The organism is Clostridiisalibacter paucivorans DSM 22131, assembly GCF_000620125.1.
GTDB lineage: Bacteria > Bacillota > Clostridia > Tissierellales > Clostridiisalibacteraceae > Clostridiisalibacter > Clostridiisalibacter paucivorans.
Genome location: NZ_JHVL01000028.1, coordinates 26,597 through 47,025, shown reverse-complemented (window position 1 = coordinate 47,025; position 20,429 = coordinate 26,597). Strand labels below are relative to the sequence as shown.

General features: G+C 28.7%; 21 protein-coding genes and 1 riboswitch. Of the genes, 4 read left to right on the top strand and 17 right to left on the bottom strand.

What is annotated here, in order from left to right; all coding sequences use genetic code 11:
- The 6 genes from Q326_RS0109210 to Q326_RS0109185 form a co-directional block, all read right to left on the bottom strand.
- A partial coding sequence (locus tag Q326_RS0109210) for a GntP family permease (RefSeq protein ID WP_034601757.1) occupies positions 1–1,326 on the bottom strand: 1,326 nt, incomplete at its 3' end.
- A gap of 523 nt (positions 1,327–1,849) precedes the next feature.
- Complete coding sequence (locus Q326_RS0109205; RefSeq protein ID WP_245592084.1) at positions 1,850–3,940, bottom strand: sigma-54 interaction domain-containing protein; 2,091 nt, start codon at positions 3,938–3,940, stop codon at positions 1,850–1,852.
- A gap of 29 nt (positions 3,941–3,969) precedes the next feature.
- A complete protein-coding gene (locus Q326_RS0109200; RefSeq protein ID WP_034601754.1) occupies positions 3,970–4,536 on the bottom strand; it encodes an HDIG domain-containing metalloprotein in 567 nt (188 codons plus the stop codon).
- Positions 4,537–4,649: 113 nt separating this feature from the next.
- Entirely contained in the window at positions 4,650–4,880 is a 231-nt protein-coding gene (locus tag Q326_RS0109195; RefSeq protein ID WP_026895121.1) for a thioredoxin family protein, read from the bottom strand.
- 18 nt (positions 4,881–4,898) lie between these two features.
- On the bottom strand, positions 4,899–5,732 hold the full coding sequence (locus Q326_RS0109190) for a permease (RefSeq protein WP_250160330.1): 834 nt from the start codon (positions 5,730–5,732) through the stop codon (positions 4,899–4,901).
- 166 nt (positions 5,733–5,898) lie between these two features.
- Complete coding sequence (locus tag Q326_RS0109185; RefSeq protein WP_026895119.1) at positions 5,899–6,207, bottom strand: ArsR/SmtB family transcription factor; 309 nt, start codon at positions 6,205–6,207, stop codon at positions 5,899–5,901.
- Between the two features lie 194 nt (positions 6,208–6,401).
- Between Q326_RS0109185 and Q326_RS17055 the strand changes: the two genes are divergently transcribed.
- Complete coding sequence (locus Q326_RS17055; protein WP_051531342.1) at positions 6,402–7,058, top strand: ABC transporter ATP-binding protein; 657 nt, start codon at positions 6,402–6,404, stop codon at positions 7,056–7,058.
- Between the two features lie 835 nt (positions 7,059–7,893).
- Here the strand turns inward: Q326_RS17055 and Q326_RS18210 are convergent.
- Positions 7,894–8,070 (bottom strand): aspartyl-phosphate phosphatase Spo0E family protein, encoded by a 177-nt coding sequence (locus Q326_RS18210; protein WP_084489594.1) that lies wholly within the window; start codon positions 8,068–8,070, stop codon positions 7,894–7,896.
- A gap of 145 nt (positions 8,071–8,215) precedes the next feature.
- Complete coding sequence (locus Q326_RS0109170; RefSeq protein ID WP_026895118.1) at positions 8,216–8,401, bottom strand: hypothetical protein; 186 nt, start codon at positions 8,399–8,401, stop codon at positions 8,216–8,218.
- 170 nt (positions 8,402–8,571) lie between these two features.
- Here Q326_RS0109170 and Q326_RS0109165 point away from each other — a divergent pair, with 170 nt between their 5' ends.
- The 3 genes from Q326_RS0109165 to Q326_RS0109155 all read left to right on the top strand — a co-directional run bounded on the left by Q326_RS0109165 (position 8,572) and on the right by Q326_RS0109155 (position 11,223).
- Positions 8,572–10,185, top strand: coding sequence for a recombinase family protein (locus Q326_RS0109165; protein ID WP_156936284.1), 1,614 nt, complete (start codon positions 8,572–8,574; stop codon positions 10,183–10,185).
- Between the two features lie 65 nt (positions 10,186–10,250).
- The gene (locus Q326_RS18205; protein ID WP_250160329.1) at positions 10,251–10,421 is read left to right on the top strand and encodes a hypothetical protein; all 171 of its coding nucleotides are present in this window, start codon (positions 10,251–10,253) and stop codon (positions 10,419–10,421) included.
- Positions 10,414–11,223, top strand: coding sequence for an ABC transporter permease (locus Q326_RS0109155; protein WP_026895116.1), 810 nt, complete (start codon positions 10,414–10,416; stop codon positions 11,221–11,223). Before Q326_RS18205 ends, Q326_RS0109155 begins: the two co-directional genes overlap by 8 nt.
- Positions 11,224–11,257: 34 nt before the next feature.
- Here the strand turns inward: Q326_RS0109155 and Q326_RS0109150 are convergent, their stop codons facing one another.
- The 9 genes from Q326_RS0109150 to Q326_RS0109105 form a co-directional block, all read right to left on the bottom strand.
- Positions 11,258–13,300: a methyl-accepting chemotaxis protein gene (locus Q326_RS0109150; protein ID WP_026895115.1), complete on the bottom strand. Its 2,043-nt coding sequence runs from the start codon at positions 13,298–13,300 to the stop codon at positions 11,258–11,260.
- A 79-nt stretch (positions 13,301–13,379) separates the two neighbouring features.
- Complete coding sequence (locus Q326_RS18490) at positions 13,380–13,526, bottom strand: hypothetical protein (protein WP_156936283.1); 147 nt, start codon at positions 13,524–13,526, stop codon at positions 13,380–13,382.
- A gap of 81 nt (positions 13,527–13,607) precedes the next feature.
- Positions 13,608–13,735: riboswitch (cyclic di-AMP (ydaO/yuaA leader) on the bottom strand.
- A gap of 442 nt (positions 13,736–14,177) precedes the next feature.
- A complete protein-coding gene (locus Q326_RS0109140; protein WP_026895114.1) occupies positions 14,178–14,948 on the bottom strand; it encodes a hypothetical protein in 771 nt (256 codons plus the stop codon).
- 110 nt (positions 14,949–15,058) lie between these two features.
- The gene (locus Q326_RS0109135) at positions 15,059–15,679 is read right to left on the bottom strand and encodes a hypothetical protein (protein ID WP_026895113.1); all 621 of its coding nucleotides are present in this window, start codon (positions 15,677–15,679) and stop codon (positions 15,059–15,061) included.
- A gap of 180 nt (positions 15,680–15,859) precedes the next feature.
- Complete coding sequence (locus tag Q326_RS0109130) at positions 15,860–16,348, bottom strand: hypothetical protein (protein ID WP_026895112.1); 489 nt, start codon at positions 16,346–16,348, stop codon at positions 15,860–15,862.
- Between the two features lie 84 nt (positions 16,349–16,432).
- Positions 16,433–17,200 carry a hypothetical protein gene (locus Q326_RS0109120; protein ID WP_026895111.1) on the bottom strand — a complete coding sequence of 256 codons (768 nt, stop codon included), beginning with the start codon at positions 17,198–17,200 and terminating at the stop codon, positions 16,433–16,435.
- A gap of 150 nt (positions 17,201–17,350) precedes the next feature.
- Positions 17,351–18,238, bottom strand: a complete 888-nt coding sequence (locus Q326_RS0109115) for a tetratricopeptide repeat protein (protein WP_245592083.1) — start codon at positions 18,236–18,238, stop codon at positions 17,351–17,353.
- A 130-nt stretch (positions 18,239–18,368) separates the two neighbouring features.
- Entirely contained in the window at positions 18,369–19,709 is a 1,341-nt protein-coding gene (locus Q326_RS0109110) for a chloride channel protein (RefSeq protein WP_245592082.1), read from the bottom strand.
- Between the two features lie 173 nt (positions 19,710–19,882).
- Positions 19,883–20,413, bottom strand: coding sequence for a phosphatase PAP2 family protein (locus Q326_RS0109105; RefSeq protein ID WP_026895108.1), 531 nt, complete (start codon positions 20,411–20,413; stop codon positions 19,883–19,885).
- Positions 20,414–20,429 lie beyond the last annotated feature (16 nt).

Here is a 20,429-nt window from a genome sequence, read left to right as displayed (position 1 = left end):
AAGAGGTATAACAACAGTACACATACCTAAGTCAGCATAAGATTCCTTATGAGTAAGTCCAGTAATGCCTAATAATGTGATTACTGCACCATTATGTGGTAATGTATCCAATCCACCACATGCCATAGCAGCTATCCTATGGAATGCTTGGGGACTTATACCTAGTTCTGCTGCCTTTTGTATATATATGTCTCCTAATGCACCCAATGCTATACTCATACCTCCAGATGCTGAACCTGTTATACCAGCAAGAATACTAGTTGATGCTGCCAATGAGATAAGAGGTGTTCCTGGTATGGCTAATATAGCTGATTTAACCAATGCAAATGCTCCCAATGTCTTTATAACATTACCATATCCAACCTCTGATGATGTGTTTATTATTGCTAATAATGAACCTATTGCACCTTTATTTACTGTATCCTTTACATCTGCTAAATTTTTCTTAAAGAATATTATTGCTATTACTATGGACACTGCTAATGCTATTATTAAACTCCAAATTCCCTTTACTTTATCTATACTAGTCCCATATTGCTCAAGATAAGCACCATCATAATTGCCAAAATAGAATTTACCTAATACAAAGTTTAATCCAAGTACTATAATTATAGGCAATATTGCTGCACCAAAACTTGGAAGTTTTGATTGATCCATATCTTTAATATTTTCATTTGGATGATTACCATATCCTTCTCCTGCTGCCATTGCTTTTTTAGATCTGTAAGTTATCCATGTTAATCCACCACCAAACATTATTGCTGCTCCTATTAATCCTAAGAAAGGTGCTGCCCATGCTGTAGTTCCAAAGAATGGCATAGGAATGGCATTCTGGATCTGAGGTGTTCCTGGTAATGCTGTCATTGTAAATGTAAATGCTCCCAATGCTATTGAAGCGGGTATAAATCTCTTCGGTATATTTGCTTCTCTAAATAATGCTGCTGCAATTGGATAAATTGCAAATGCAACAACGAATAATGAAACTCCACCGTAAGTTAATATACCACATGATAATACAACTGCCAATATTGCCTTGTCTTTACCTAACTTTTTAGTTATAAAATGCGCTATAGACTTTGCAGCGCCTGCATCGTCCATAACCTTACCAAATATTGCCCCTAATAAGAATAGAGGGAAGTAAGCCTTTGCATATCCTGCAAAGTTTACCATGAATACTTCTGTATAGCTGGCAAGTAGAGGTACATCGCCTGAAAATAATACGGCTAGCATGGCCAACAATGGTGCCAATATAAGTACCGTAATACCCCTATAAGCCAAAAACATCAATAATCCCAAAGAAAGAATAATACCAAATATACCTAACATAAACTTCTCCTCCTTTAAATGTTTTAATTACAATATAAAACTATTATTCCATGTTGATAATTAAATAATATTAATTGTTTAGAAAACCTTTTCTTCACCTCCAAAGCAATGATTTAAATCCTATATACTTATAATAAGCAATTTCCGTGCCAATTATCCAAACAAGATACTTTCTACTAATTCCCTATATATAGCCATTCCTTAAAATATTTTTATTTCAATAATTTTCTCTTATTTTATTTGTGTTAGGATTCCATTACAATTTTTTCTGTATTTTTTTGATTTTGTACGTTTATTCTTACAGTTTTTTGTTGATATTATTCAAATAATAATATTATTAATCTAATATATCATTTGTTTTCTTTGATTTTATATTTTATAATATTGAGTTTGTTAAATTAAATACATACTAAACTTGGCAATATGAATACTTCTTAACCAATATTAAGCTAATTATACGAAATATATAATTGCTTTAGCTATTGTACACATAAAAATAGAGGTGTAAATATCTTATACACCCCTATTTTTTATAGTTTTCTTTATTAAATTTTTCAAGTTTTTCATACAATGTAGTCCTACTTATTCCTAAAAGTTTAGCTGCTTTAGTCTTATTTCCCTCTGTAAATCTTATCGCTTCAAATACGGCTTCTCTCTCTGTCTTTTCTAGTATTTCTTTTAGTTCCCCTAAATTCAATACATATTTTTCTCCTAAAATCTTTTCAGGTAGATGTTTGATATCTATCTCTTCTTCATTATCCACTATATTTATAGCCCTTTCTATAACATTGGCTAATTCTCTCACATTCCCTGGCCAATTATATTTAGTTAAAAACTTTAATCCCCTTTCAGTTATCCCTTTTACATTTTTTTTATTTTTTTTATTTAATTCATTTAAAAAATGATTACATAAATCATTAGTATCTTCAATTCTCTCTCTTAAAGGTGGAATATCAATAGTAAATACATTCAATCTATAATATAAATCTTCTCTAAATTTACCATTTTTAACTTTTTCATCTAATTTTTTATTAGTAGCTGCAATAATTCTTACATTTATCCTTTTTAATCTATTGCTCCCAATTCTCTCTATTTCCCTTTCTTGAATAACCCTTAGAAGCTTTGCTTGCATCAAAAGGGGCATATCTCCTATCTCGTCTAGAAATATAGTCCCTCCATCTGCCAACTCAAATTTACCAATTTTCCCACCTTTTCTGGCTCCTGTAAAGGCACCTTCTTCATATCCAAAAAGCTCTGACTCTAAAAGCTCTGATGGTATTGCTGCACAATTTACCCTTATAAAGGGACCATAACTTCTATTACTACTGTTATGGATTGCATGGGCAAATAGTTCCTTTCCCGTACCACTTTCTCCTAACAATAGTACACTTGAATTAGTCATAGCAGCCTTTTTAGCCATCTTTTTAGTTTCACTTATTCTCTTGCCTCTTCCCACTATATTATCAAAAATATATTTTGCTTTATTTATTTGTATAAATTCACCTTTATATTTAGCTAATTCATTTTCCATTATTTTTATTTTCTTATGCAATTCATTAAGTTCATTTATATTTCTAAAAAGCACCTTGCCTACTGCACCAATTGTCTTTCCATTTTTTATCATCGGAATTCTAGTAGCAATCATATAGTTTCCTTTTATCTTTTGAATATTGGCTATTTCTGATTTCCCAGTCTTAGCCACTATATGCATTCTACTATTTTCTATTACATCTGTTACATGTCTACCTACCACAGACTTTTCTTCAACATTTAAAAAATTAGTGTAGGCTTTGCTTATCATGGTTATATATCCGTCTTTGTCTACAACCACAATCCCATCATAAATAGTATCTAAAATTGTATTCAAAATCCTAGAAACATTTTTTTGTTCCTCTAATTCTTTTAGCAGATTTGAATGTTCATTTACATCTTGAAACAATGCTATAGCACCTTTTACATCATTGTCCACTATTATGGGAGCCTTATTACTAAGTACTTTTCGATTATTTATCATTATTAAATCATTGACATAGGTTTCTCCTGTATCCATAATATTTGGCAATTGGGAATCAGAATATACATAGCTTATATGTTTTCCCAAAGCATCTTCCTTATCAATACCAAAAATCTTTTCTGCAGAGTTATTATATATAATTACTTTTAAATTATTATCTATAGCTATTATTCCATGGTCAGTAGAATCTATAACTGAACTAACACTTAATAACCAGAACTTCAATTGATAATTAGTGTAATCCTCTTTCTTAACTATACCAATAAATTTAAATTTATTATCTACAACAAATACTTCATCCTTAAAATCTCTATAGCTTAGAGTAGGTAACTCATCTAACTTTACACAAATATCACTATACATTTTTATGTCAAATTTTGAAATAGGAGTTGTTAAATCTTTGACATTTTTTAAATACCCTTCGATATCTTCTTTCGTTAGTATCCCCAATAATGTTTTATCTTCTCTAGCTATAGGTATATTATTATATTTTGATTTTAAACCATATATAATGGCATCTTTTAATGTATTATTTAGTAATAAATAATCAACATTTTTATTTATTACATTGCATATTTCTAAGCTCTCTAGCCTAAGCATGCCCTCACCCCTGTTTTATCGTCTATGTTTTACTCGATAAGACTTAGACCTTCTTCTTTTAATTCTTTTTCTCTTTTAGTTAAGGCATTAATAACAGTTTGTATATGTTCAGAAAAATCAACTTCAAGTTCCTCTGCACCTCTTTTTATAATATCTCTATCTACTGCTTTTGCAAAGCCACTAGACTTGAGTTTCTTTTTTACTGATTTAACTTTTAATCCTTCAAATTTATTAGGTCTAACCAATACACAAGCTACTACAAAACTGGCCAATTCGTCTACTGCATAAAGGGTCTTTGACAATAATGTCTCTCTAGGCGTGTTGGTTTCATCTGAATGCCCCTTTACAGCAATTACAAACTCTTCTGGATATCCTAACTCTGTAAGTATATCTACACCCTTTAAAGGATGCTCTTCTGGATATTTTTCAAAATCTATATCATGCAACAATCCACATGCAGCCCATTTTTCAACATTTTCATCAAATTTCTCAGCGTAACCTATCATTGCTGCCTCCACTGCTAAAGAATGCTTCATCAAACTATCAGACTGTACATATTGTTTTAGTTCCTCAAATGCTTTATCTCTTGATATCATAATAATCCCTCCATAAATTAACTCAATTTTCTTACATCATTTTAGTAGTTCCATATATAATACAGTAAATCCTGCTTTTTAAAAAAAATAACAACTGAAGTTGTTATTTTTCTTTATTTCAATAATTTTTTAATTTCACTTACTTTTGGCACTCTTCCCTTAACTAAAACTTGCTCATTCACTACCAATGCCGGAGTTTTCATCACTCCATATTTCATTATCTCTTTAAAATCTTCCACTTTATTTATAGATGCCTTTATATTTAAATCTCTTAATGCCTCCTCGGTATTCTGTTCTAACTTTTTACAATTTGTACATCCTCCACCTAAAATTTTTATTTCCATAAAATTACCTCCTTAAATTTATACTAAAATATGATAAATGAAATTAAATAAATATCCTACCACTATTATTGATATACCTGTTATTATAACAAAATAAGATATAAGCTTAGGCTTTATGACTTTTCTAAGAAGTATCATCTCTGGTAAAGACAATGCAGTTGTGGCCATCATAAATGACATAGCAGTTCCTATACCCACTCCCTTTCCTATAAGTGCCTCAGCTATAGGTATAGTTCCTAATGCATTGGAATACAGAGGTATACCTATAATCACAGCTGCAAATACTGCCAAGGGATTATTAGGCCCTGCATATCTTGCCAACAATGATTCTGGTGCCCACCCATGTATCCATGCACCTATGCCTATACCTATTATTAAGTATAGCCATACTCTTCCTATAATTTCTTTAATATTCTCTATAGCAAAATCTATTCTCTGTCTTTTTGTCAATCTTTCTATTTCTGTTTCACCCATATCAATTTCATATACATATCCCTCAACTTCACTTTCTAAATTTAATCTTCCTATTATAACTCCTCCTGCTACACCTACTATTACACCTGTAATTACATATAATATAGCCAACTGCCACCCAAAGGAGGCCAGTAATATGGCAAAGGCAGCTTCATTTACAATTGGAGATGTTATTAAAAAAGAAAATGTCAGTCCTAATGGTACTCCTCCTTCAATAAATCCTATAAAAATTGGAACTGAGGAACATGAACAGAAAGGGGTTACAATCCCTAATATAGATGCAATGATATTACCCTTAATACCATTGAATTTACTTAATATCTTCTTTGTTCTCTCTGGAGGAAAATAACTCCTAATATAAGAAATAATAAAAATCATAATCCCTAATAAAATAATTATTTTTATTGTATCATATATAAAGAAATGTATACTTGAGCCCAATCTAGAGTCCATTGAAATATTAAATACATTTTCAACCAATAGTGATACTATATTATATAACCATGAGAATTTAAAAATTTCATTGATCCATCCAAGCATTGTATTAATCACCCTGTCCATTTACTATTTTTTTAAAATCCTTTATAATCATCTTTTCTATTATATTAATAATATCTGTTATCTCTTTATTTTTGATACTATAATTTATACGAGCACCATCTCTCTCATAACTTAATATATCTGCATCTCTCAAAACTCTCAAATGTTGTGATAAATTAGATTGAGAAAAGTCAACATCTTCATTTAATTCACATACACATAGTGTACCTTTCATAAGTTTTTTTACTATCTTCAACCTCACAGGGTGGCCCAAAGCCTTAAATATTTTTACTTCTATATCATCTAGAAACATATTTTCACTCCTCACATATTATTATATTAGTAATTTCTAATATTATAATATGATTAAATTGCTATATTGTCAATATCTTTTATAGTATTAATTTAAAATTCTTTTATATTTCACATAATTACTCAACGAGGAATACTATAAAATATCCAATAAATAAACTTAATCTCTTATAAACTCCAAAAGGAGGCCAATAAATGAATTATAAAAAAATAGTTGAAATAAATAATTTATCTGTTATCTATCACACTTTAAAAGGTGAAACCAAGGCTATAGACAATATCTCTTTAGATATTCATCATGGTGAAATTGTTGTGTTAGTAGGACCTAGTGGCTGTGGTAAATCCACTCTTTTATCAGCCATAGCAGGTCTTTTAACTCCATCCAATGGAAAGGTTTTATTAAATGGAAAACAAACCAATGGTATTAATAAGAATATAGGATATATGTTTCAAAAAGATTATCTTTTTGAATGGAGAACTATTTTAGAAAATACATTGATAGGACTAGAAATACAAAAAAAATTAAATGACAAATCTAAAGCCTTTGTAGAAAAGTTATTAAACACCTATGGATTGGGTGATTTTAAATATTATTACCCTCACCAACTTTCAGGTGGAATGAGACAAAGGGTATCACTTATTCGCACTTTAGCTACAAATCCTGAACTGTTATTACTTGATGAACCCTTCTCTGCTCTGGACTATCAAACTAGGCTGGCCATCTCTGATGAGATTGGAAGTATATTGAAGAAAGAAAAAAAGACAGCAATAATGGTAACACATGATATAGCAGAAGCTATATCTAGCATATGGTTGATAAATAAATTTGTCCAAATAAATTACCCAGACTAACTAATTTAAGCAATATTGCGAATAATTTAAATTTTGTTACAAAAACATAATTATATTATTGATATATTTCCTATGGCATTATATCAATAATGTTTAATACTAAAAATTATCTAGTCTAAATATTATTTAATTATTTTATTTACATAAATTACATTTTATGGTATTGTATATGTAAAGAACAACCCACATTTTATTATTCCCTTCACTAAATATTAAAACATGATTTTTTTAAATTAATACCATTCATTGTTAAAAATATCATTAATATATCTATCCAACATTTAATCATCCATTACTAACTTCATATAATTTATAGATTATATCAATAAAATAAGAATAACTGCACAAACAATTCATATAATAGTAGTGAATACTTATATCATTTTATCTTATTCCTATAGATTACAAACTCATTTTGAGTTTATATATAGGAGGTGGAGAAATGACATTTTGTGAAATTCTCTTACAATTCTTAACTACTATACTTAACTTTTTAATCAGCATAATAACACTTAAATATACTATAAAAAGTAGAAAGAACTCATCTAAAAAGACAAGTTCTTCCAAAATAAAATAACTGGTTAGGGGAGCTGGTCCCTCCCCTATAATTCTTTTCATTATTTATTATATCATTTATTTCAAAAAATATAACTCTTTTTATTATAAATAAATCTTTATCTGTATAAAATTTACTTATATTGTAATTCTTATTCCACTATTTTTAATCTAGACAAGTAAGTTCACTATTTTCAATAAACTTTATATATAGCTTATTCAATACATCTTTTTAACAGGAAAAGAAAGGAGTTAAATATTAATCTATAGTGTTAAAATATTATTTCTTTTTATCACCTTCTTTGCATTTGTTATACTCATTAAGCACCTTATCTAAATTTTTGCTTATTTCTACAACCTGTTTATCTAATAAATTTCCCTTCTTAACCTTAATCATCTTTGCCAATCGCTCTTTATGTTTATCTATTTTTAAAGATAACTCTTTTGTCTTTTTCATTTATCTACCTCCGAAGTTTGTAAAATTATGTTTTCCTATAGTTTAATTTTTTCCTTTCTTTCCCTATAAGTACATAATTCTACAAAATCCTCTGTATATCAATAGTTTTAAATGTCATAGATATTTTATTTTTAATTTTATATATCTAATCTGCGTCTCTTGCCTTTATTTCTTCTATTAATTTATCATATATTGAAATCTGTTGTTCCACTGGATATTTTTCTATCCTTTTTGCTATAATTTCAACAACTGCCTCTGACAAAAGCTTCGACGCATATTCTTCATCAGGTATGTCAAGTATTACATTGATTTTCTGTTTTGCTCTTGTCACCACAATCACCTCAATAAAGTCTATGAGTGACAAAGTTTGTACTATGACATAACTATATAGTAATTACTTTTATTCTCATTTTTTACTTTTTTAATTAAATATTTTATTTGCTTACAAACTAGTATCTTTGTGCTAAACTATAGTTAAATATATCTTTAGGAGGTATTTTGGTGTCCACTATTGCTATATATTCTCGCAAATCTAAATTTACTGATAAAGGTCAATCAATAGAGAATCAAATTAAAATGTGTAAGGACTATGTATATAAACATTTTGATTGTACAGATACTAATATGATCGTATATGAGGATGAAGGATTCTCTGGTGTCCACATTGATAGACCTAAATTTAAACAAATGATGAAAGATGCTAAAAACAACAAATTTAGTGTTTTAATTTGTTATAGATTAGATAGAATTAGCCGCAATGTATCGAATTTCTCAGAGACACTTGAAGTCCTTCAAAAATATAATATATCCTTTGTCTCTGTTAGAGAACAATTTGATACATCTAAACCAATGGGAAGAGCTATGATGTACATATCTAGTGTCTTTGCACAATTGGAAAGAGAAACTATAGCAGAAAGAATTAGAGACAATATGTATCAATTAGCTAAGACTGGTAGGTGGCTTGGAGGTAAGACTCCTATGGGATTTAAATCTGAGGAGATACAATATCTAGATTCTGAACTTAACCAAAGAAAAATGTATAAGCTCTCCCCTCTTCCTAAAGAACTCCATATTGTTGAACGATTATTCCAAAAATACATAGCATTAAATTCACTTACTCAATTAACTTCCTGGACCATAAAAAATAACATAAAAACTAAAACAGGAAAATATTTTGACAATAGCACATTAAAAATAATATTGTCCAATCCCGTTTACTGTATAGCAGATAACCATATATATAGATACTTCGCAAAAGCAGGATGTAATATTGAAGGCAATACAAATAAATTTGATGGGATCCATGGTCTCATGGTATTTAATAAAAATGATATCAAAAAAAATAAAGTAATAAAAAAAGATATATCAGAATGGATAATTGCTGTTGGAAAGCATAAGGGTATATTAAACTCCTCTGATTGGATTAAAGTACAAAATACACTGAAGTCAAATAGCACTAAAAAACCTAGGCAAGGTACTGGAAAATATGGACTATTGTCAGGATTAATCAAATGTCAACACTGTAATTCCATTATGAGGGTATCAATAAGTAATAAACCCTATGGCTTTTATTACTATTATAAATGTCTTACAAAAGAAAAATCCAGGAATTGTGATTGTAATATTAAAAACATCAATGGTAAAATAGCTGATAAATTAGTTATAAAAAAACTAAAGAAATTATCTATGGATAAAAATATGTTAATAAAACAATTGAATCGAAAAAAGATAGAAATCTATAAGCTTGATTATAAATATCTATCTAAAAAAAATCAATTAACAAAACAGCTACAAAATTGTGAAGAAGCTATAAATAACTTGACTATACAATTAGCTGAAAACAGAAAATCTGTAGCATCAAAATATATAATATACCATATAAAAGAGCTAAATACAAAAGTAAAAAATACAAAAAAACAATTACACAATATTGAAAAAAAAGTTAAAAGTCCTTTAATTCAACAACAAAATATTGATATACTTAAAGATTTGTTTAAATATTTTGCTGCTACTGTAGATCAGTTAGAATTATATGAACAGAAATCTATAATAAAAAAAACAATCCATAACATCACATGGGATGGAAATGATTTAAAAGTTAAAATATATAGTTAAAATCAAATTCATTATATATTTACATGTATATCTACCATTTCATAGACATAGCAGAAGCTATATCTATGGCTGATAGAATAGTTATATTATCCAAAAGGCCAGCAAAAATTAAAGATATAATTTCTATAGAACTAACTTGTCCTGGTGGAGTCAACACTCCTATGAAATGTAGAGAAGCTCCAGAATTCAGACATTACTTCAATAAAATATGGAAGGAGCTGGATATACATGTCTAAAGATAGATCTTCTTCTAAGGAGCATAATGAATATATCAAAAAAATCAAAACTAGAAATAGAGCAATTATAATTGTTCAAATCTCAATTTTATTTATAATTACATTAGTTTGGGAATTATTGGGGCGATATGGTGTTATTGATACCTTTTTAACCAGTTATCCCAGTGAAATATATGCACTTTTTATGAAATTAGTTAAAGATGGCTCTTTATTTCACCATATAGGCATTTCCGTTTTCGAAAATATAATTGGTTTTCTATTAGGTACTCTATTGGGAATACTTGTAGCCATGTTATTATGGTGGTCTAAATTTCTTTCAAAGGTGCTTGATCCATATCTTGTTATACTTAATAGTCTACCTAAGACAGCATTGGCTCCTATAATAATTTTATGGATTGGAGCAGGATATGCTGGCATTATAGCTACTGCTATCTCTGTATCTATAGTTATAACTATCATGAATGTATATAATGCCTTTATAGCAGTTGATGAAGAAAAAATAAAGATGTTAAAATCCTTTGGAGCATCAAAGATAGATATTTTCAAAAAAGTAGTTCTGCCTTCTAGTATCCCCACAATGATAGGCACATTAAAGGTAAATATCGGACTTTCTTGGGTAGGGGTAATAGTTGGTGAATTTTTAGTATCAAAGGCTGGTATTGGATACCTTATAGTCTATGGCGGTCAAGTTTTTAAATTAGACTTAGTAATGATGAGCGTCATAGTATTGGCCATAATAGCATCGTTAATGTACAAATGTGTATCCATAATAGAAAAAAAATATACTAGATGGAAATATTAAAACCTTGAGGTGATTTGCCTCAAGGTTTTTGGTATTAGTCTATTTTATTCAAATCAATTTTAAATTTCTCTACAGATTTCTGTAATTTCTTTGATAATTCTTTCAAGTCCTTTGCATAGGAATCCACTTCTTCAATAGCAGCTAATTGTTCCTCTGCTGAAGCTGAAACTTCTTCTGTAGAAGCCGATGTTTCCTCAGAAGCAGCCGATATATTATCTATAACTTGTACTATATCATTCTTCCTATTATCAATATCTTTTGTATATTCTCTAACTTCCGTTACTTTATCAACTAATTTAAATATAGTGTCTGAAATTTTATTAAATACATTTTCTGTATCTTTAACAGCCTCACCCTGTTCTTGTACATATCTCTTAGTCTCTTTCATAGATACAACTGCATGATCAGATTGTTGCTGTATTCCTTCAATTATATCTTTTATTTCATTAGCAGAATTAGCCGATTCCTCTGCCAACTTCCTGATTTCTTCAGCTACTACTGCAAATCCTCTCCCTGACTCTCCTGCTCTTGCAGCTTCTATAGCTGCGTTTAATGCCAAGAGATTAGTTTGCTCTGCTATATCACTTATGGCATCTATAATCTTTCCTATATTTTGAGAACTTTCATTCATCTCAAATACAATATCATTTATTTGTGTCACAGAATTCATATTTTTATCTGTTCTTTCCGTAAGAACTTTTACAATATCTAATCCTGAATGAGATAATTCATATGTATCAGTGGACATATTGGTCATCTCATCGGTTGATTTATTCACCTTATCTATATTTGATGCCAATTCATTTACCTTTATAACCCCTTGTTCTGTATCTTTGGCTTGTTCATTGGATCCCTTTGCTATCTCCTCTATAGTGGTAGCTACTTCATTGGTAGCAGTAGTTGTCTGGTCCGTTATATCAGCCAATAACGAGGAAGAATCCATAACAGTCTTAGAGGCATTCTTTACTTCATTTACTAACAAGCTAACACTATGTACCATCCTGTTGAAATTATTCCCTGCTATTTCAAATTCATTATTAGTATTTAAATCTATATTAGTAGTAAAATCTCCATTTGCTACCTTTTTCATTCCCTCAGTTATTATATTTAAAGGCTTAGATATACCTCTGGCTATCATTATAGATATAAGGAATGCTAAAATAGATGTACCTATTAATATAGATATAACAAACTTTTTAATAATTCCAGTATCTTTTATCAGTTCACTTTCATGTAATACCCCTATTAATTTCCATCCAACCCTATCATTTGTCCTGTGGATTATAAACATATTGTCGTTATTATGTTCATAACTATTGAACCCTTTATTAGTACTTTTTACATCATTCCAATACATCTTCTCGGACATAGCTTCTTTTCCTATTAACTCTCCATCAGGATGTGATATGTATATGCCATCATCTGTAGATATAATTACATACCCTTCATGCCCCACTAATTTGTTAGAAACACTTTCTGAAAAATTATTGAGCATTACATCTATACCTACTACACCTATTATATCCTCCTGATTCTTAACTACTTTAGCTGCCGTCATAGTAATCTTACCTGTTGCTGCATCTCTATATGGTGATGTCCAGATTACTTTCCCAGGATTTTTTATGGCTTCCTGATACCATTCTCTAGTTCTTGGATCATAGTCCTCTGATAACTTCTGCTGAGGATAAATATCCATTGTTCCACTTACTTGTCCAAAAAATGAATTAAGTATCATATCATCATTCTTTTGTACTTCACTCAATAACTCTAAAGCTATATTAGCCCCCTCTACATCTCCATCTTTCAAATTAATAAAGGATGAGTTATCAGCCACCAATGATGTCTTTTGCTCTATTCCATTTAAAAACATACTTAAATACTCATTTACCTCGTCCATCATCTGACCTGTTGTAACCTCTAATTTGTCTTCTAAAACATCTCCTATCTTCATATATGAAGATATTCCCAATAGAAAAAGGGGGATAATAGCTACTAAAGTAATAATAATAGTGAGTTTAATTACAACCTTTCCTTTTACCTCTTTTTTATAGGCTTTAATATTATTTCTGTTGTCCAATTGGTTCAACTCCTTTTATATTTTTCACTACTAACTATATATACCCCTATATATTCAACATAATCCTGCTAAAAACCTTCTAATTTCTATTTATCTCTTCAACCTTAAATCCCCTTTTTTTCATAGTAAATTTCCAATACAATTCATGCAGTATATTTTTGAATTCCATCTCTTCTCTAAAAAAAGCTTTGTCTTTAGTTAATTTGTATGTTTTTTTTCTCTCCAAAACAAGTCCCCCCATTACCTAAATAACGATTTTTCTTCAAACAAAAAAACCATGGGAGCACCATGGTTTAATACATGTTAGAACTCCTCTCTCAACGCTTACGAGGTTAGCTGACGGGCTCGGACTGAAAGAGTTGTCCTATTCTCTAAGAAATTCGCCCCAATAATCGGGTCCCCCGCTTTCTGATAGAAATTAAGCGATTTATCAATTTTTTTATATTATAGACCTATAATCTTTATTCGTCAAGGGGTTTTATTATTTTAAGACAAATCTAAATATTTATTTTACTATATCAAATCTTTCAAATCATTATCTGTCTTATATATTTTATTTACATATAAATTAGAAAAGCCCCATCTTTTCTAGATGAGGAAACTATATGGATTAAATACTAAGTGAATTTAAAAAGCAATGCTTTTATTTGATAAAGTACAATATCTAATTATAAACTAATATCAAAAGTATAAAGGCAATGGCTGATCTTGTAAAAAATAACTAGTAGTTCATGGTAAAAATCCTATGGATTTCATCGCCAAACTACTTACCACTAACTATTAACTTATTATGTATTTTCACAAATTCTAAGAAATGTTCCTTTATTTTATATCTTTATCATAATTGTATGTTTATCAACAAGATAAACCAATTATATTATTTATCACTATTTATTGATTTATATAAAATTTCTGATTGTTCTTTTATATATTTTATGTTTTCCTTACTAATATTAATAGCTCCTGAATAAAACCCTTTTCCATAATATATATATTCCTTATTATTTCTTTTTACTGTAATTTTTGTTTTGATGTAACGTATTGGTATTTCACTATTTATCTCTATTTCCCCATTAGGTTCTAAACCAGTTTCAGATTTAATAAACTTAGAATCACCATATTTAATTTCTGTAATAAATGCTTTCGGATCTAATATTTGATAATCATATATAAATCTGTTAGGGTTACTTACAGCTACCATACTAGTATATGTATTTATTAATGCATTCTTTGCTTCTTTTCTCCCTATATCAAATACATAAATTCCTATAGGGAAATTAATAGAGCTACCATCTTCAAAATTTATTTTAATATATTCTTCTTTAAAAATTCCTTGTTCAAGAAATCTAATATTCAACCTAATAATATCCCGTTTGTACTCATTACTTCTTTCAGCATTTTCAAGAACAAATCTCTCAATTTTTAATGCTTCTTCATTTTCAAATTTAATTTCTTTTATATTTTTTAATTTAGATTTAGTTTTATAATAATATGTAAATGGTATTTCCAAAGTATCATCAATTCCACTGGCTATATAACTATCAAACATTATAAAAAAGCCTATGTCTTTATACTTTGGTGTAGAAATTATTATCAATACAATTATTAATATCAAAACTATTATACTCAAAATTACCTTTTTCTTCATTTTATCACCACTATTACATTTTTTATAGTTATACCTAATAAATCAAAATTGAGGTTAGTTTGTTTTTATATAATAACTTACTTTAATAAACTAACCTCAATTTTATACTTTTATTTCTTATAATATACAAACAAATAGCTATCTTCAGTTGGTGTCTTTGTATATCCATTATAAGATTTGTCTACGGTACCATTTACCTTAAATTCATAATAATAATTTTGTTCAAAAAAATCACTTGCAAACCCTAATTTGCTTAATTTTCCTGATTCCGCTGGTATTTTTATTTCAGTTCCATAAGAAGTAGTAACAGAACGAGATAATCCTAAACTTAGTCTCACTTTATCAGCAATACTATATTCTGCCCCACCACCATATGTCCATGTAGCAGTATTATCTTCTTTCCATGCATACTCATTAGCATATGCCCATGACCCAGTTAAATATTTTACTAATTCTTTTTTTATTAAATTTTCTCCAGTACTAATAGCTTTTTCAGTAGTAACAATACCTGAACCTGCACCTGATGTATCAGTTTCTTCAAATATTATATCACCAACAGATCTCATTCTTCTTATAAAACTTATTCCATCATCATCATTACCTTTAAAATGTAATCCTTCTCCTCTATACACATCTTCTTCTTGTTCATAAGCAAAACTTTCAACATTTATACAACTTATAAGTATCATTATAAGCATGATACTTGTAAATATTTTTATATTGTTTTTCATAATTTAACTCTCCTTTTTAAAGTTTGTTATTTGAAATATATACCATATATGGTTTAATATTAGTATATATATATATTACTTGTCAACCTTTTTTTTACATTTAACCTTTTTTATTATTCTAAGACAAATCTAAATGTTTATTTTACTATATCAAATCTTTCAAATCATTAGCTGTCTTATTTATTTTATATATTCACCATTTTCAAGTGCTTTTTTTACATCTTGTGGATAATCATCTGGAGAAACATCTAAATTTGTAACTCCATTCTTTGTATATTGTTTTTTATTTTCTGTAAAAGAAACATCTATCCTTTCTTTCATAGCTTCAATCTGTTTATTAGATATTTGCATTTCTTTTATATCTTTAGCTACTGAAGTATTTTTTTCTTGTAAAACATAATTGAGTAATCCTTGAGGATTTTCTTGATATTTACTCTTGTCTTTAATTAAAAGCATTTCTGTTGTTATATCATTCAAAAGTTTGGCAGCTTGATCTTTAGACAAATTTGAAAAAATCGTTTGCTCAAAAAGATCCCCATACCTTATAATAACAAGAACATCTTCAGGAACCTCATCTATACTCTCATATTTTTCTTCCTTTGTGCATGATGAAATAGTAAATACTAACATTAAAATCAATAATATACTTATCTTTCTACATGATGTCATAATAGTTCTCCCCTTTTAGCTAATGCCACAAAAGCACTTAATCCATCATGCACTTTTGCGGCATTGTCATGTATTTCCTTATCTCTATTTTCTTTCAATCCCTCTATTATAACTTATTTCCCACTGAATTTTAAATGCAGGATAACCAGGACCAACCCACCATACGCTAGCTGAATATTCATCATCAATAGAATCTATTACTCCAGATAATTTTTTGCCAGATACGTGTTCTGTTCTTATTCCCCCATTTGATTTACTGTAAAATCTTGCATCTTTTGCAGTATGATCTTTTGCACCTTTCAAAGTACTTCTATAAACAGGTGGATTTATTTCTAATAGTTTAGTTTTTATTTGATATTTGTCTACGTATGAAATTTCTTGCATATCTGAAAGCATTGAAGGGGGCATATCATGAGAATATTGATAGATTTCTAAAGGCTTTAATTTTATAATTTCTTTTTCAAGATATTGTTTTTCATTACTAAAAATTTGAACATATAAATTATTTTCTATAACATCTAACTGACTTTCTGAAATATTTATTCCGTTTATTAATTTTGTTCCTTCTGTATCTAAAATTTTATTGAGAATTTTTTGAGGGTTTTCTATATTTTTTTCTAAAATGATTTTATCAGATAGTTTGCTTAAAAATTTATATATTTGTTCTTCAGGAACATTTGGAAATATTAAATTTTCTTTTAATTCATTATAATGAATAACAACACATACATCATTAGGAACATCTTGAATACTGGAACACCTATTTTCTATTTCATTTGCAAAAATAAAATTTGCACTAAAAACTATTCCTAATAACAAAATTATATTCATTATTCTCTTCAATAATTTCATATTTAATTCCTCCTTTGTAAATTAAAATATGTTATTTGAAATATATACCATATATGGTTTAATATTAGTATATATATATATGGCTTGTCAACCTTTTATTTACATTTAATCTTTTTTATTATTTTAAGACAAATCTAAATATTTATTTTACTATATTAAATCTTTCAAATCATTATCTGTCTTATATATTTCATTAAATTCTGGATATAATTTTATTGATTTATTTAGATCATCTCTGGCTTTAAATTTATTGTGGAGTTTAGCATAGCAACATGCTCGATTATAATAAAGGAATCCTGTATTGGGACAATGTCTAATTCCTTCAGTCAATATATCTATAGCCCTATTATAATCTTTCTTCTCAATATAGATTACAGACTTATTGAGATAAGTATAGGGATAATCATCCTTTACTATCATAGATTTATCATAGTAGTATAAAGCCTCTTTAATCAAGCCCTGCTTCTTTTTTATAACGCCCATATTAAAAAGAGATTTATAATAATTAGGATTTGACCTAATACTATTCTCTATCATCATTTGAGCCTTTTCATATTCTTTTATTTCCTCATATATAGCCCCTAAATTATTTAACGCCATGTAATCATCTGGAACTAACTCTATAGTTTTTTTATAATACATAATAGCTTTATCCTTTTTTCCTATTTCATCATATACATTGGCCATATAAAAATATGCCCTATCATATGAACAGTCTACATCTATAGTCTTTTTATAAAAAGATAATGCCTTCTCTTTGTCACCTAAATCATCATATATTATGGCCTTGCCATAATATGCCCCACCTTGACTTTTATCTAAGCCAATTATTTTATCATATGTAGAAAGTGCTTCTTCCTTCAAGCCTTCTTGATCTTTTAATAATGCTATATTAAATAACAGTTTAATCTTATCATCTCTAGATTCTACAAATTCCAAAGATTTGTCCAGAGCCCTTATACCCTTTAGAATATCTCCCTTTTCCAAAAAAATATTAGCTAAGACCATGTAATTTCTTCGTTTATTATTTTTATCCAAATTATTTATTCTCCTTTATATTTATTCTACATATTATATGTTTTTCCTTTATCCTATAATTTAAACAAAAAAAGCCAAAGAATCAGCTCTTTGGCCTAAATATATATATTATCTTCTTAAATAATAAATTTCAACCCTTTGTTTCCTCAGATTTTTTCTTATTTTTATCAAAAGGTTTCTCAAGGATTGGATTGTTAATTTTGACTTTGTTTTCTATCTGGGAAACTTCACAATTAATATCCATAAACAGTGAAGGTGTCTTACTATTAACTAATATCTGTGTTGGATAAATACTTTTGTGACCAACAATTACATAAGCTATTACGCATACTATAGAAGCATATACTCCTACTTCTGAACCAAAAAGCTCCATACACATGATTATTCCTGCTAAAGGTGTGTTTGAACAAGTAACCATAAAAGTAACCATTCCTACTGCTGCATAAAAAGTAGGACTTCCACTAACTATAGATGCCCATACTCTTCCAAAGGTTGAACCCACATAGAGCATAGGAGTTAAAATACCTCCACTTCCACCAGAACCTAAGGTAAGAGCCGTAGCTATAGATTTCCATATGAAATCTGTGGACCGTACATTTCCTCCTATAACAGACTTATTTATTATATCTCCTCCTATTCCTAAATAGTCTGTATTTCCTGTTATAAATATAAGGACTATAATTAAAAAACCGCCTATTAACCCTTTAAATGGAGGATATATATTGATTCTTTTGAACATCTTCTCTACGAAATTTATAAACTTTATAAACATAATAGATATTAAGCCAATTGCTAATCCAAACAATATCATTCTAATAATAATTACACTATTACTAAAATCCTTCATGTCCACAAAATAAGTAATTAAAGGTTTTGTCCCTAAAAATCTACCAACAAAAAAACTTACAAATGCTGATATTAAAGATGAAAATAATGATATGTAATTAAATGCACCTATGTATAATACCTCTGAAGCAAATACCGCTGCTCCCACTGGAGAACCAAATACTCCCACAAACCCTGAAGCTACTCCACATATTGCCAACCTCTTCCTATCTACGTCTTTCAATTTAAATATATCAGATATTTTTGAAGCCATACCTGCACCAATTTGAGTAGATGGACCCTCCAATCCAACAGAACCACCAAAAATTAATGTTATAATCGTGGTCAATGCTTTTATTGGGACTACTATTATACCTGTCTTTCCACTATCATTGTTTATAGCACTTATGGCCTTTTCTGTACCATGTCCCTTCGCCTCTGGTGATGATTTGAAAATTATAAGACTACTTAAAAATAATCCCAAAGGTATGAATAGATAATAATATTTAAACCCATAAAAAAAACTAGTACTTATGTTTACTAACTTAATAAATAATGCTGTAATTCCACCAACTACAAATCCTACAAATACAGATAGAATTAACCATTTTATTATACTGGCAAATAATACATAATGCTCTTCCAAATTGTTCCGCAGTATATTTTTCATTTAATTTTGTGACAATAAATCTTTTGTCACAATACACCCCCCTTAGTACATAAATATTACTACTATTTTTATTTTGAATATATATTACATAAACACTTATATTATAATATATTTAAGAAAATTTTGCATATATGACCCTTTGCGTTAATTTAAAAGAAATAATATCCATGTAAAAACATGGAAAACACAGATCCAATTAATAATCCTGATAAAACATCCGATGGATAGTGTACTGCAAGATATATTCTAGAAATACCAACAATAAGAGCTAGTCCTATTACCATCACCCCTATATAAGGTAAATTCATAGATATTGTAGTGGCCAAAGAAAAACTAGCAGTAGTATGTCCTGAAGGCCATGAAGAGTCCTTTAATGTCATCCCAAAGGTATTTATATTTTTAAATATATTATAGGGTCTTTCTCTAGAGATCATCCTTTTAAGAATCTGCACCAGTAAATGACTACTTGTTATTGCAGTTAAACATTCTATGCCTAACTTCTTTATATTTTCATCTCCAAAGATCACCATTATAAGTGGAATACAAATAGAAATACTTGCACTGCCTAATTTAGTAACTAAAGGCATTATTATATCTAAAAACCTGCATTTTATAAAATTATTAAAAAAATCAAAAAGTTTTTTATCTATATCATATAAAAATCCTTTTATATCTTTCATCTTTTCATTCCTTATA

Coding starts and splice junctions, on each gene's coding strand:
- Q326_RS0109135 (WP_026895113.1), bottom strand. CDS start 15,679: ATGAAAAACAATATAAAAATATTTACAAGTATCATGCTTATAATGATA.
- Q326_RS17055 (WP_051531342.1), top strand. CDS start 6,402: ATGAATTATAAAAAAATAGTTGAAATAAATAATTTATCTGTTATCTAT.
- Q326_RS18205 (WP_250160329.1), top strand. CDS start 10,251: ATGGCTGATAGAATAGTTATATTATCCAAAAGGCCAGCAAAAATTAAA.
- Q326_RS0109190 (WP_250160330.1), bottom strand. CDS start 5,732: ATGATTTTTATTATTTCTTATATTAGGAGTTATTTTCCTCCAGAGAGA.
- Q326_RS0109140 (WP_026895114.1), bottom strand. CDS start 14,948: ATGAAGAAAAAGGTAATTTTGAGTATAATAGTTTTGATATTAATAATT.
- Q326_RS0109130 (WP_026895112.1), bottom strand. CDS start 16,348: ATGACATCATGTAGAAAGATAAGTATATTATTGATTTTAATGTTAGTA.
- Q326_RS0109205 (WP_245592084.1), bottom strand. CDS start 3,940: ATGCTTAGGCTAGAGAGCTTAGAAATATGCAATGTAATAAATAAAAAT.
- Q326_RS0109185 (WP_026895119.1), bottom strand. CDS start 6,207: ATGTTTCTAGATGATATAGAAGTAAAAATATTTAAGGCTTTGGGCCAC.
- Q326_RS0109120 (WP_026895111.1), bottom strand. CDS start 17,200: ATGAAATTATTGAAGAGAATAATGAATATAATTTTGTTATTAGGAATA.
- Q326_RS18210 (WP_084489594.1), bottom strand. CDS start 8,070: ATGAAAAAGACAAAAGAGTTATCTTTAAAAATAGATAAACATAAAGAG.
- Q326_RS0109200 (WP_034601754.1), bottom strand. CDS start 4,536: ATGATATCAAGAGATAAAGCATTTGAGGAACTAAAACAATATGTACAG.
- Q326_RS0109195 (WP_026895121.1), bottom strand. CDS start 4,880: ATGGAAATAAAAATTTTAGGTGGAGGATGTACAAATTGTAAAAAGTTA.
- Q326_RS0109155 (WP_026895116.1), top strand. CDS start 10,414: ATGTCTAAAGATAGATCTTCTTCTAAGGAGCATAATGAATATATCAAA.
- Q326_RS0109105 (WP_026895108.1), bottom strand. CDS start 20,413: ATGAAAGATATAAAAGGATTTTTATATGATATAGATAAAAAACTTTTT.